General features: G+C 50.8%; 12 protein-coding genes. 3 read left to right on the top strand and 9 right to left on the bottom strand.

From position 1 onward, the window contains the following. Positions 1-20: 20 nt before the first annotated feature. The 7 genes from rlmH to leuS form a co-directional block, all read right to left on the bottom strand. Complete coding sequence (rlmH, locus tag ACMYSL_RS20590; RefSeq protein WP_434659793.1) at positions 21-488, bottom strand: 23S rRNA (pseudouridine(1915)-N(3))-methyltransferase RlmH; 468 nt, start codon at positions 486-488, stop codon at positions 21-23. 3 nt (positions 489-491) lie between these two features. Beyond that, the gene (gene rsfS / locus ACMYSL_RS20585) at positions 492-809 is read right to left on the bottom strand and encodes a ribosome silencing factor (RefSeq protein ID WP_004100162.1); all 318 of its coding nucleotides are present in this window, start codon (positions 807-809) and stop codon (positions 492-494) included. 223 nt (positions 810-1032) lie between these two features. Beyond that, the gene (locus tag ACMYSL_RS20580; protein WP_434659792.1) at positions 1033-1662 is read right to left on the bottom strand and encodes an adenosylcobalamin/alpha-ribazole phosphatase; all 630 of its coding nucleotides are present in this window, start codon (positions 1660-1662) and stop codon (positions 1033-1035) included. A 74-nt stretch (positions 1663-1736) separates the two neighbouring features. Further along, the gene (gene nadD / locus ACMYSL_RS20575; protein WP_182236936.1) at positions 1737-2387 is read right to left on the bottom strand and encodes a nicotinate-nucleotide adenylyltransferase; all 651 of its coding nucleotides are present in this window, start codon (positions 2385-2387) and stop codon (positions 1737-1739) included. Next, positions 2380-3411 (bottom strand): DNA polymerase III subunit delta, encoded by a 1032-nt coding sequence (gene holA, locus ACMYSL_RS20570; protein WP_434659791.1) that lies wholly within the window; start codon positions 3409-3411, stop codon positions 2380-2382. Before holA ends, nadD begins: the two co-directional genes overlap by 8 nt. Next, positions 3411-4001, bottom strand: coding sequence for an LPS assembly lipoprotein LptE (lptE, locus tag ACMYSL_RS20565; protein ID WP_181483054.1), 591 nt, complete (start codon positions 3999-4001; stop codon positions 3411-3413). The genes holA and lptE overlap by 1 nt, the downstream gene beginning before the upstream one ends. A gap of 14 nt (positions 4002-4015) precedes the next feature. Beyond that, positions 4016-6598: a leucine--tRNA ligase gene (gene leuS, locus ACMYSL_RS20560; RefSeq protein WP_434659790.1), complete on the bottom strand. Its 2583-nt coding sequence runs from the start codon at positions 6596-6598 to the stop codon at positions 4016-4018. Between the two features lie 227 nt (positions 6599-6825). Between leuS and ACMYSL_RS20555 the strand changes: the two genes are divergently transcribed. The 3 genes from ACMYSL_RS20555 (at position 6826) to ACMYSL_RS20545 (ending at position 9660) form a co-directional block, all read left to right on the top strand. Next, positions 6826-7308 carry a zinc ribbon-containing protein gene (locus ACMYSL_RS20555; protein ID WP_014228404.1) on the top strand — a complete coding sequence of 161 codons (483 nt, stop codon included), beginning with the start codon at positions 6826-6828 and terminating at the stop codon, positions 7306-7308. A 232-nt stretch (positions 7309-7540) separates the two neighbouring features. Continuing rightward, entirely contained in the window at positions 7541-8251 is a 711-nt protein-coding gene (locus tag ACMYSL_RS20550) for a DUF1266 domain-containing protein (RefSeq protein ID WP_434659789.1), read from the top strand. After that, positions 8248-9660: a J domain-containing protein gene (locus tag ACMYSL_RS20545; protein WP_434659788.1), complete on the top strand. Its 1413-nt coding sequence runs from the start codon at positions 8248-8250 to the stop codon at positions 9658-9660. Before ACMYSL_RS20550 ends, ACMYSL_RS20545 begins: the two co-directional genes overlap by 4 nt. Positions 9661-9710: 50 nt before the next feature. Here the strand turns inward: ACMYSL_RS20545 and ACMYSL_RS20540 are convergent, their stop codons facing one another. Together ACMYSL_RS20540 and ACMYSL_RS20535 are read right to left on the bottom strand one after the other, a co-directional pair. Continuing rightward, positions 9711-11402, bottom strand: a complete 1692-nt coding sequence (locus ACMYSL_RS20540) for an Hsp70 family protein (RefSeq protein ID WP_434659787.1) — start codon at positions 11400-11402, stop codon at positions 9711-9713. A 391-nt stretch (positions 11403-11793) separates the two neighbouring features. Further along, positions 11794-13587: a filamentous hemagglutinin N-terminal domain-containing protein gene (locus tag ACMYSL_RS20535; protein ID WP_434659785.1), complete on the bottom strand. Its 1794-nt coding sequence runs from the start codon at positions 13585-13587 to the stop codon at positions 11794-11796. Positions 13588-13613 lie beyond the last annotated feature (26 nt).

Raw genomic sequence — 13613 nt, 5'->3', positions numbered from 1 at the left:
TTAGTCTACCCTGGTCATCATTACTCACGGTGGTAAGGGTGGTTGGTGGTAATGCTCCACGCCCGATAAAGACTCTCGGCCACCAGTACGCGAACCAGCGGGTGAGGTAATGTGAGCGTTGAGAGCGACCAACTTTGTTCCGCTGCCGCTTTACAAGCTGGAGAAAGGCCTTCCGGGCCGCCGATGAGCAGGCTGACGTCGCGGCCATCCTGTTTCCAGCGCTCCAGTTCGCACGCCAACTGTGGCGTATCCCACGGTTTCCCCGGGATATCCAGGGTCACGATGCGGTTTTTTCCTGCGGCCGCCAACATCATTTCCCCTTCTTTTTCAAGGATGCGCTTGATGTCAGCATTTTTACCGCGTTTACCGGCGGGGATCTCCACCAGTTCGAACGGCATATCTTTTGGAAAACGGCGCAGATACTCGCTAAAGCCGGTCTGAACCCAGTCCGGCATTTTGGTGCCTACGGCCACCAGGTGCAGCTTCACGCATTAACTCCAGAGTTTTTCCAGCTCGTACAAACGACGGCTCTCTTCCTGCATGACGTGAACCATAACGTCGCCAAGATCCACAACAATCCAATCGGCAGCGGCTTCACCTTCAACGCCCAGTGGCAGCATACCGGCGGCGCGAGATTCTTGCACAACGTGATCGGCGATGGACATAACATGGCGCGTGGAGGTGCCTGTGCAGATAACCATGCAATCTGTAATGCTGGATTTGCCATGAACGTCAATGGCTACGATGTCCTGACCTTTCAGGTCATCAATTTTGTCGATAACAAAATCCTGGAGTGCTTTACCCTGCAAGAGTTCCCCCTGGGTGAGTGTGAAGTGTGATAATAATAAACAGCCTGACAGTATACCCGAACTGGTGACAAAGTCGGGATAAATGTCGATAGACAGGCGGTGAAGGCGGCTATCATCCCATCCATCGCCGATGATTGCATCGCCATTTTTGTAAAACAATTTCTGCAAAGTTCAAATGGCGGGTGCAGCCTGGCTGCGGAGAATAACAGCCTGCTTTGGCCTGTCAATGGTCTGCGCGCAATTCTTCTTCCGCTAGCCAAACGGCCTGGCTATTTAGCACCCGAAGCGTGGCGAAATCTGGCTGGATATCGACCATGCTCCATGCGCCATGCTCGATGGGGAAGTGCCACATTGAGGCCGCCGGCATGTTGAGCAATTGGGCAATCAACAGGCTAAGGACGCCCTGATGACCGACGATTAACAGATGCTCAAGCTGTTGATACTGAGGGAGAGTGGCGGTAAAGCCGGAAACCCGCTGGGCAAACGCTTGAAAGCCTTCACCGTTGGTGGGGGCGGCGTGCTGCCAGTCGGCGCACCAGGCGGCGTAGTTTTCCGCATCCTCATGCTGTAAATCCCTATGGTGGCGCATTTCCCAGTCGCCAAAGAACATTTCATTGAGTTCGGGAAAATATTGTTGGGGAATTTCTCGTTCGCCAAGCAGCAGGCTGGCCGTGCGTTGGGTTCGTTCGAGTTCACTACAAAATACGCGCTGGAAGGGGACAGCATGAAGGCGCTTTCCCAGGGCGTGCGCTTGCCTGACGCCACGTTCGGTTAATGAAGTTGGAGCATGCCCGCTGTACAGGCCCGCGACGTTGGCCTCGGTTTCACCGTGACGAACTAACCATAATTTCATGATTAACCTCGCTAATGAGGAAAGAGACGAAGCACAACGATACTCTGTTTATCAGCGGCATCGCCAGCGCCGGGTCAACAATAAAGCTTTTGCTGGCGGATATAGTCCAGTACTGCTGCTGGCAGCATATCGGCGCAGGATTCACCCGTCTCAAGACGCTGGCGGATTATTGTCGCAGAGATATCAAACCATGGCGTCTCGGCCAGATAGATAACGCCTGCCGGGCTGCTGTGCAGGCGCTCAACATCGTGGGTCAGATGTTTGTCCAGCCACAGCTGATCTTGTTCGCAATCCATTGCCAGCGGATAGCCCGGACGTCGGCAAACGATCAAATGAACGTTATCAAGAATGCTTTCATAGTCGTGCCAGGTGGTAAAGGTGAGAAGCGAATCCTGGCCAATAACAAAGGCCAGCGGTCGTTTCGGCCCTTGCTCCTGGCGCCACTCCCGCAATGTTTGCGCCGAATATGACGGTGTATCACGTTTAAGTTCACGATCGTCAAGGATGAACAAAGGCTTATCGGCGATGGCAAGCTCCAGCATGTGCCTACGCTGGTCGCTGGTGGCCTCGGGCTGCGGGCGGTGCGGCGGCACATTGTTGGGTACAATAATGACTTTATTCAGACCGATTTGGTTAGCCAGAATTTCCACCGGTTTAAGGTGACCATAGTGCACCGGATCGAAGGTGCCGCCGTACATAGCCTGCAACTGAGTCATATCAACCATCAATAAAAACGTCTGCCAGTGCTTTATGGCAGAGCAACAAAGAGAGACTTTCCAGCTCGGGCCAGACGGAGTGTCCGTAATCCTGCTTGAAGGTGAGTTCTGCACGGGTCAATAACGTGACGGCCTGACGTAACTGGTCGGCGCTGAGGCGAGCGAGAGCATCGCTGACCAGTTGCCGGCGATTCTGCCACACCCGATGCTTATCGAATAACGAACGCAGCGGCGTATGAACAGACTGTCGTTTCAGGTTCACCAGCAGCAGCAGCTCACGCTGGAGTGTTCGCAGTAGAATTGCCGGTTCGCTGCCTTCCAGACGCAGTTGTTGCAGCACGTGCAGGACGCGCTTACTTTTGCCTGCCAGTAACGCATCAACCCAGTGATAAGGGGTGAAATGAGCGGCATCATTCACCGCCTGTTCAACGCGCGGTAGCGTCAGTTTGCCGTCAGGCCACAGTAATGACAGACGTTCGAGGGCCTGCGCCAGTGCCAGCAGATTGCCTTCATAGCAGTAGCACAACAGTTGGCTGGCTGCGTCATCAAGCTGCAGATTATTTTGTTTTGCGCGTGCGGCGAGCCAGCGCGGTAGCTGGGCATATTCCGGCGTCTGGCAGCTCACTTGTACCGCACGATTGGCAAGGGTTGTCACCCACGCGGCGTTTTCCTGAGCTTTTGTTAGCTTATTGCCACGAATAATCAGCAATAAGTCGTCGTGAAGCATGCCGACAAGCGTCGCCAGCTGTTCATTGATGGCGGCATTAGGACCGTTTTCCGGCAGTATCAGCAGCAGCGTTTGACGACTGGCAAACAGGCTCATCGCCTGGCTCAGAGAGAACAGGGCAGACCAGTCGGTGCTGGCATCAATAGTGGCGGAGTGGTGTTCGATAAAGCCCTGGGCAGCAGCGGCTTCGCGTATCGCGTCCTGACTTTCCTGCAACAGCAGTGGGTCGTTGCCAAGCAGCAGATAGGCCGCGCGCAGCCCTTCAGTGAGCTGCGCGCGGAGCTGTTCCGGGTACAACCGAATCATCAGTTACCCAGCGTAGTGGAGACGCGGTTGCCGGAGGTTGAAGATGCTGGGGTCGTGGCGACCGGCTTCTCATCCTCTTTTGTGGCTTCGACATCCGCGACATGAACGCTTGGCAGCTTACGGATCAGTTGTTCCGCGGCTTTATCGTACATCTCCTGGATGATCATGTCCTGCTCAGCATCTTTCGCTAACGCCGCCTGCGGGTTATCGAAGAACGAGCGATAGACTTTGGTCGTGATCGGATAGATATCATGGCCCGGGATCAGCACGCTGGCATTCACCGTCATCACCATTTGATATTCTGCCGTACGGCCATCCTGGAAAATAGATGCTGTATCTTTCTGAATCGACGATGATTCCAGACGCAAAGAAGGAATATCTTTGCGCAAAGTGCTGGCATCGACCAGTTCGATACCGTTCAGACGCAGCTGATTACGGACCGCACGACTTAATGGACCATTCGGATCGCCCGACTGGAGGATCATGGTTTTCATTGCGGTTGGAACCTGCGTAGTACTACGTAGATGCCAGCCGCAACCGGCGGTGATTAACACCGCCAGAGATAACACCAATGTTGCCAGATATCGCACGCTTCCTCCCGCGCTTAGCCAACGACCAGATTGAGCAGTTTACCCGGAACGTAAATGACTTTACGTACGGTCACACCGTCAAGATATTTCGCGACCAGATGTTCCTGACCAGCACGTTCACGAACCTGCTCTTCGGTTGCATCCACCGCAACGGTAATTTTACCACGAACTTTACCATTTACCTGGACGACGACCAGTGTGGTGTTTTCAACCATCGCGCCTTCATCAGCGACCGGCCACGGCGTGTTGTCAATGTCGCCTTCGCCGCCCAGCTCCTGCCACAGAGTAAAGCTGGCATGAGGGGTGAACGGGTTGAGCATACGCACGACCGCCAGCAGAGCCTCACGCATCAGTGCGCGATCCTGTTCGCTTTCCTGCGGCGCTTTCGCCAGCTTGTTCATCAGCTCCATAATCGCCGCAATGGCGGTGTTGAAGGTCTGACGACGGCCGATATCATCGGTTACTTTGGCAATCGTTTTATGCACGTCGCGGCGCAGCGCTTTCTGATCTTCACTCAGGCTGGCAACATCCAGCGCAGCAACAGCCCCCTGGGTGGTGTGTTCGTAAACCAGTTTCCAGACGCGCTTCAGGAAGCGGTTAGCACCTTCTACGCCAGACTCCTGCCACTCGAGGGTCATGTCTGCCGGAGAGGCGAACATCATAAACAGGCGCACGGTATCCGCGCCGTAACGCTCAACCATTTCCTGCGGGTCGATGCCGTTGTTTTTTGACTTAGACATCTTGCTCATGCCGGTATACACCAGCTCGCGGCCTTGCGGGTCGAAGGCTTTAACGATACGGCCTTTCTCGTCACGTTCCACGGTCGCGTCTTTCGGGGAAACCCAGTTGCGCTCGCCGTTTTCGCCGACGTAGTAGAAGGCATCCGCCAGCACCATCCCCTGACACAGCAGTTGTTTAGCCGGTTCGTCGGAGTTAACCATGCCCGCATCGCGCATCAGCTTGTGGAAGAAGCGGAAGTAGAGCAGGTGCATGATGGCGTGTTCGATACCGCCAATATAAATATCAACCGGCAGCCAGTAGTTCGCCGCTTTAGGGTCCAGCATTCCCTCGTCGTACTGCGGGCATGTATAGCGCGCGTAGTACCAGGAAGACTCCATAAAGGTGTCGAAAGTATCGGTTTCACGCAGCGCTGGCTGACCGTTGACGGTGGTTTTCGCCCACTCAGGATCGGCCTTGATTGGGCTGGTGATCCCATCCATCACCACATCTTCCGGCAGGATAACCGGCAGCTGATCTTCCGGCGTTGGCATTACGGTGCCATCTTCCAGGGTGACCATTGGGATCGGCGCGCCCCAGTAGCGCTGACGGGATACACCCCAGTCACGCAGGCGGTAGTTGATCTTACGTTTGCCAACGCCGAGAGAAGCCAGTTTGTCAGCGATAGCGTTGAAGCCCGCTGCGTGATCAAGACCGCTGAACTCACCAGAGTTAAACAGCGCGCCTTTGTCAGTCATCGCCTGAGCGGACAGATCAGGTTCAGACCCGTCAGCAGCCAGAATAACCGGCTTAATGTTCAGACCATATTTGCTGGCGAACTCGTAGTCGCGCTGATCGTGGCCCGGAACGGCCATCACTGCGCCAGTACCGTATTCCATCAGCACAAAGTTTGCCGCCCATACCGGGATGGCTTCGCCGGTCAGCGGGTGAATTGCCTTAAAGCCGGTATCAATGCCTTTTTTCTCCATGGTCGCCATATCCGCTTCGGCAACTTTGGTATTGCGGCATTCGTCAATAAAGGCAGCCAGCGCTGGGTTGTTGGCAGCAGCCTGCTGCGCCAGCGGGTGACCCGCTGCAACGGCCAGGTAGGTGCAACCCATAAAGGTGTCAGGACGGGTGGTATAGACCGTCAGCTTGTCAGCATACTCGTTCACGTCGAAGGAGATTTCGACGCCTTCAGAGCGACCAATCCAGTTGCGCTGCATGGTCTTCACGGTATCCGGCCAGTGATCCAGGTTATCCAGATCGTTCAGCAGCTCGTCCGCGTAGGCGGTGATTTTGATAAACCACTGCGGGATCTCTTTACGCTCAACTTTGGTATCGCAGCGCCAGCAGCAGCCATCGATAACCTGTTCGTTGGCGAGAACGGTTTGATCGTTCGGACACCAGTTAACGGCTGAGGTCTTTTTATAGACCAGACCTTTTTTATACAGTTCGGTGAAGAACTTCTGCTCCCAGCGGTAATATTCCGGGGTACAGGTCGCAACTTCACGACTCCAGTCATAGCCGAATCCCAGCTTTTTCAGCTGGTTTTTCATGTAGGCGATGTTGTCGTAGGTCCACGGGGCCGGAGCGGTGTTATTTTTTACCGCTGCACCTTCAGCAGGCAGACCGAATGCATCCCAGCCGATAGGCTGAAGTACGTTTTTGCCCAGCATACGCTGGTAACGAGCAATCACGTCGCCGATGGTGTAGTTGCGCACGTGGCCCATGTGTAGTCGACCAGAAGGATAAGGAAGCATCGACAGGCAGTAATACTTCTCTTTGCTCTCGTCTTCAGTTACTTCAAATGTACGATTATCGTCCCAGTGAAGCTGGACTTTCGATTCTATCTCTTCCGGGCGGTATTGCTCTTGCATGGCAGCCAGTGGTCCTGTGTTCAATACAGCTACAAAGCGTAGCCAATGGATGTGTTATTTCAGATCGGCATAGCATAGCCCAAACGCCAACGTCAAAACAGCCTTTCGCACACTTTCCATGGATGAAAGCGGCGGAGGAAATTTCACGACTATGTGGGCTAACTGGCAAAGCACCGGGAAAATAACGTCTATTATTATAAGAAGTTAACCACACCGGAGGCGAAATGATGAACAAGGTTGCTCAATTCTACCGAGAGCTGGTGTCGACGCTTAGCGAGCGGTTACGCAATGGAGAACGCGATATTGATGCGCTGGTGGAGCAGGCCAGGGTTAAAATCAGCCAGTCCGGCGAGTTAACGCAGAGCGAAATCGAGAACGTTATCCGCGCTGTCAGACGTGATCTGGAGGAGTTCGCGCTCAGCTATGAAGAGAGTCAGGATGAACTCACCGATAGCGTCTTTATGCGCGTGATTAAAGAAAGCCTGTGGCAGGAGTTAGCGGATATTACGGATAAAACTCAGCTTGAGTGGCGTGAGGTTTTTCAGGATCTCAGCCATCACGGCGTTTATCACAGTGGTGAAGTAGTGGGACTGGGAAATTTGGTATGTGAGAAGTGTCATTACCATCTGCCAGTCTATACCCCGGATGTACTGCCACGCTGCCCAAAATGCGGGCACGATCAGTTCCAGCGTCGGCCATTCGAGCCATAAATAATGAGGCCCGGCGTGATAAAGATGCGTCGGGCGTTGTTGAGTAGAATTCAGAATAAATCAGAAGGCCAATATAAACCCCATAAATATATTGGCCTTTGTTTTTAAGAAAATGCCGCTCGTTCTTTTTATCTCCATTGGATTTATACTCACCGTATATTACGGCTGAATAACACGATCAAAATATCATTATCGATTGAAATATAAAATCGATAGCAATGGATACTGCTTTATGAATAAAGACGATCAATATTTATTATTTGCACTTTCTACTCCAATGGAAATTCTGAACCACGATTGTTCCCCATCACACACGTCACCAAAAATGTATGAAGGAATGAAGTTTTTCGATCTCGCCTCTTCCTGGGGTATTGAAAATCGCGATGAATTAATTCAAACCGTTTATCGCATGACGGATGATGGTCATGCGACACAGTTGGCTGGTTTTTATTGCAATTGGTTTCGCTTTTCGCCGCAGGAGTGGCAGGCGCTTATCTGTGATGGGCTGGGTGACAAAGGGCGCGCTTTCGCGCAGTTTGTTGCCGAAACGGCGATGTGCTGTGGCGAAGGGGGGATACGCGCCTGGGATTATGTTCGTATGGGGTTTCTGTGCCGAGTGGGCGTACTCAATAAATGGTTAACGCAAGAGGAGAGCCTGTGGCTGCAATCGCGGGTGCATCTTCGGGCGCTGCATTTTTATAGCGGCTGGGTGCAGTATTACGCCGCCTACTCGCTAGGACGGTTGTACTGGCAATCGCCAGAAGAGGATGATCTGAAGGCGCTGAAAATATTTTTAGCGCGCAAAGAGTATGACAAAGCGGGTGAACGCATGTTTCGGGACCTTGTGTCACAAGAGGATAGTTTTTACGCCACGCTGCCGTGGCGGCCATTAGTGGATTATCCCGAATGCCCGGAAACGCTCAAGGATGTTAGCGACCTATGAAAACATGTTGGGAAGTTCTTGGTATTGAGTATACCCACGATGCAGATGCTATTCGTCAGGCCTACCTGGCATTGCTACCGTCGTTCCACCCGGAAAGCGATCCTCAGGGGTTTAAAGCGCTGCGTCAGGCTTATGAAAGCGCTTTGCAGGAAGCTAAAAAACCCGCTGCGCCAGTGGTGGCGCTGGATGCGAATACGCAGCAGATCAATGAAATCCAGGAAGTGTTTCGCGATTTGCTGGCCTGCGATGAACGGCGATTTCAACCAGCAGCCTGGCAGCGTTTTATTCAGCAAATTAACACGCTCCCTATTAAGCTGGTAGAGAGGCTGCGCTGGCCACTGTACGCCATTGCTCAGGAAGCGTATCCGGTTTCGTATACGTGTCTGAGGCTGCTGGCGGAACGGCTGAGCTGGGAGCGACTTGACGGCGGCGAAGCGGTGGATAGAGAAGCACTGGAAGATTTTCTACGGGACGTTCAACATGGCGATATGTTCGATTACTCGCTGTTGTTTCATTTACCCGCAGAAGTGCAAAATCAGACCATCGCATTTTATGCTGCTCTGGAAGGATCTTTTTTCAACCATCCCGCGTTTTTTTCCCAGTTTATCAATCAGCATGGCGTAACGATTGTACCGGATGATCTTCAGTTCCAGCGACGTTTTCTGCGTTGGTACAGCTCGCTGCAATGGGGGATCCCGGAGCTGATTCCCGTTGCGAAAGCGTGGAGAGAGGATGAACCGGATAATAGCAGCCCACAATATTATGAATATACTCAGCGTGTTTATTGTGGTGAAGGTGACAGCCTGCTGCCTGAGCTTTGCGCTCTGTGGAAACAGGAGCCGTCTACGCAGATGGATAATCTGCTGCTGCACTGGTGCCGCCAGAATCGCCCTGACGACTATCCGCTGGTGGTCCTGGCAGTTGAAAGGCATGAGCAGCGGGGCAGCGAGGGTGAAGAGTTGGCTTACTTCCACGGCACCAGCGCCCGCACGCGTTTACTGTGGGCTGAAGCCCTGCATAGCGGGATATTATCGCCATTGAGCCGTTGTTTTGTGACGCGTGTTTTGCAAAGTAAATTCCCGGAGATTGATAAACAATACCGTTCGCATCCGCGCTGGCCTCTGTATCAGCTCGCTGAGCTATTGGTTCGTCAGAAATTACCAGCAACAAAGCACTACATTCCTTTGGTTGAGAGGCAGATGGCGGACGATCTTTGTCCCTTTGAGGCGCTGATTATTGGTGCCCTGATGCCGCCAGGGGCAGAAACGTCGACCGCAGATGGTGTCGATCAGTCGGATAGTGCCAACAGCAATACAAAACCGTTCAGTGTATTCAGCGTTGTTAAAGTGATTTTCTACATTTTTCTGGTCGCTGGGGCGTTAAGTCGGATTTTGCACCTTTTTGGCTGATGTATAAATCTGCTGGAGCGCGTGCTCCAGCATAATATAGATAAGATGCCTTAATTCAGAGGGGCATTGAGGTCTAGCGCGATACCCAACTCCGCGCAGGTTTCTCGGCGAATATTCTCGGCGGCCTGCGCGTCGTTTTCCCGCAGTGCATTTTCAAACTCGGTAATGATGCGCCCAATCCACTGGCGTTCATCACTTAATGCCCGAGACCATTTTTCTTCCAACTGTGCTTTAAATGTTCGATTAATCAGCAGGTCTCTGGGGCAGATTTTTAACGCTTCCAGACGTACTCGACTGGCGTCAATTTGCTGTTGGCTGAGCTGGAGCGGGCTGCGGTTAATCACCTTCGAGATCCGCTGGCCGGAATCAGGGAAGATAACATCCACCTCCAGAAGGCCATTGATATCATAACTAAAGCGGATATCCAGCGACTGAATGGAGCCTGTTTTAGTCAGCTCGATAGACAATTCATCAACCAGAATATTATTTTTCACCTTATGGCTTTCGCCCTGGTAGATGCTGACTTCAATATATTTCTGTTCCTGATGTTGGGTGTAATAGGTTTCGACCTTTGATACTGGCACGGTGGTGTTACGCTCGATAATTGGCGAGAACACGCCGTCAGTGCCGTTTGAGCAAACCTCGACGCCCAGGGTATAGGGGCAGACGTCGGTGAGGATTACTTCTTCAATATCTTCATGACGCAGGCGGCAAGCGGCTTGCGTCGCGGCTCCCAGAGCTACGATGGTACTGGGATCGTAATTTTTATACGGCATTTTTCCGAACAGGCGTACGGCAATGCGCTGTACCAGAGCATGCTGGGATGCGCCGCCAACCAGCACCAGGCTGTCTATCTGTTCGGGGGTCAGTAACGAATCTCTAAGCGCTTGTTCTATTGGGGCGCGAAGGCGGTTAAGCAGCGGTAGCCATAGCGTTTCCAGTTCATCTTCGTGCCAGCTGATTTCCAGTAAACGTTCCTGATGCTGCCACATACAGCTGAGCGGGAACAACCCATTACATTTTGCGCTTTCGAGTTGGCTATAGAGGGCTGAGAGGGCATTACGGCTAATTTTCAGTGGATCTAATTGCCAGCGTTTGAGTGCATCCTCCAGCAACAATCGAGTAAAGTCTTCTCCACCAAGATAGTTATCACCCGCAGAAGCGCGAACCTCAATCACAGGAAAAGCGTATTCCAGCACGGTGATGTCAAAGGTGCCGCCGCCGAGGTCGAAGATGAGTGAACGCGTATTCTGGCGAGTATGTAGCCCGTAGGCTATAGCTGCGGCGGTCGGTTCGTTTATCAATCTAACCGCGTTCAGGCCCGCCAGTTGTGCCGCCATGCGCGTATGTTTGCGCTGTTCATCACTAAAGTAAGCGGGGACAGAGATGACGACATCATGGATAGGTTGCTGCAGATACTCTTCTGCATCCTCTTTTAATGAGCGCAATACCAGGGAAGATAATTCTGGTGCGGAAAAGGACTCATCACCGAGTTGCCAGTTCGTATTACTACCCATTGCCCGCTTAAATAATGCAGCTGTTTTAGCTGGATGAGAAGTTCTACGTGAAACTGCCGGTTTTCCCACCAGAATCTGATTGTTATCATCAAGACTAATTACGGATGGTGTTAAGTATTGACCAAATTTATTTGGGATGAGTTGTGCGGCACCATTTTGCCAGACGGCGATTAAACTATTGGTGGTACCGAGATCGATACCAATAGCAAGGTTTGCATTATCCATTGCATTCATCGATGTTAGAAAAAAGAAGTAATAGGATAAGAGCGCTACGTTTTCATATGGTGATCTTAATCAAATATTGAGCTATAGGCCTGATACAGCTAACGATCCAGGTAGTTATAATTGGATCCTATTTCATAAGGTTATTTTCTGGTTTGGCTTTGGACTGTTGCCACAAATATTTATCTTTGAACGTCCTTCAGGAATCCTGGAAGGGAGGAGGCGAGTTAAATCCTCACGCACTACGAATACGTTCGGGGATCGAAGCGCTGCCCTTGTCTAAACAACCTTCAACAACCACTCCTGCAGGGATAGACTCTTGGTCTTTATGATTAATTGCTGGCGCGAAAAACGCCAGCAAAGGTAAACATATTGTGCTGTTTTAGTGAGCCGCTTAGTTAGTTTTGTTGACCTCTGATAATTTGAAGTATTGGTTCCCCCCCATATTACTTGCATAGTTATGGTAAGAGTTCAGAACCAGTTTGTTGGCTTTGAGTGTGCCGACTTCACATGTATTCCAGCCGAAAAGACCGCAGCTATAGCCACCATTAATCACATTTTTAGCGTTTAATGTCATAGTGCCGTTAGCGACCATAAGTTCTTGGTTAATGATGTTACCTTTATTCTGTGTATCAATCGTCATGTCGCCAAAAGATTGGATAAGCCATTCGTTAAGCAGATCATGCGACGTGGATATATTTACCGTGCCGCCAATAATTTCACCGAAGTTGCTGGTGACTGCATTGCTGATATTAATTGTTGCGGTATCGCCACGGATGGACCCGTTGGCATTATTTAACCAGTGGCTATTCAATGTCAGAGATTTTGAGGCAAGTAATCGACTATTGGCTGTTAAGGCTAGCGTACCATTTGTTTGAACAGTAACCGACCCTCCTGAGGTAGTACCAGAGTTCGTTATTTCACCAGATGTCATGGAGTCATTTTTCTTCGCCTGAATAAGTAGTGTATCATAACCATAAACGTTTCCTGTTACCTTAAGCGTGTTACCACCAAAGGTCATGATTGTATTTTGGCCTCGAGTTGAACCGCCATTATCAATATTTCCGAGAGCAGTCACTACTAATTGGTTGTCAGAAAGTAGATTAGAGCCATAGGTTGTTTTCAGGTTACCGTTAGTCGCTACACTCAATGCGGTGCTCGATTTTAGAGTACCCGTGTTTTCAATATTTCCAGATGAATTGACTAATAGAGGGCGAGTGCTGGAAACTGTCCCGCTATTTGTGAGTGAACTTAAACTATTGAGCAGTGTGGTATTGGTAGTGGAAATATTTCCTGTATTTTTAAGATTTCCGGAAGAAACTATCTGAGTGAGCATACCATTGCTGGTAATGGAGCCTTCATTGGTGAGTAAGCCGTTGCTGGTCATTGAAAGACTAGTATTTGTAACGATCGTCCCTTTATTACGCATACCAAAACCAAGGTTATTACCGACCATGCTAATACTGTTAGCTTTTATACCACCAAGATTGCTGATGTCGATACTGTATTCGGGAATTAAAGTCTGCAGTACTGTTGCAGACTTACCTGCAGAAGTCATCGCTCCGGTACTGTTGTTAAAAGTAAAGTTGCCAGCGCCTACTAATGCATTAGCAGCGTTAACGGTACCATTAATAGCAACTGCATCAGCTAATAGTGCAGCATAGCTGTTAGATGCATCCATCCCGTTTTGCCCGATGGTTATCTTGCCGTTAGTCACGGTATATTTTGAGATAGCACCAGTGTCGTCCAGTGCGACTTGACCGGTAGTCAGAACCGCTTTATTGGTGTTGATAAAGCTACAGCCTGAACAGCTGATACCGTTTGGGTTAGCGATGATGACGTCAGCTTTCTGCCCGGCAACCTCAATAAAACCGTTTAACGCGCTGGATTTGTCTGAGATAACTTCATTAAGAATAACGGAGGCGCTACCATCAGCTAGATTATTGTTCTTTGCTATGTTACCCAGCGAATCGTGTTTAAGATCGTTAGCGCTGTTGTTGAGAATCAGGCCCTTGCTGTCAACATTAAAATCACGATACATGTTATGTGATACACCGGCCGCATTGGGTTTTTCAATATCAATGACTTTAGTGCCAGAAGAGTGGGTATAGGTGGTTGGGTCGGCGTAAACAAAGCTTGAGCTAAGCGCTGCCGCCAGCATGACGTAAGAAAATTTGAATTTAAACATTAAAATTATACCTTTAAATATTATTG

Origin of the sequence: Klebsiella sp. MISC125 (genome assembly GCF_051131775.1) — a bacterium.
Taxonomy (GTDB): Bacteria; Pseudomonadota; Gammaproteobacteria; order Enterobacterales; family Enterobacteriaceae; genus Klebsiella.
The sequence above is the reverse complement of the archived record's forward strand: the minus strand, read 5'-3'. Positions and strand labels throughout refer to the sequence as shown.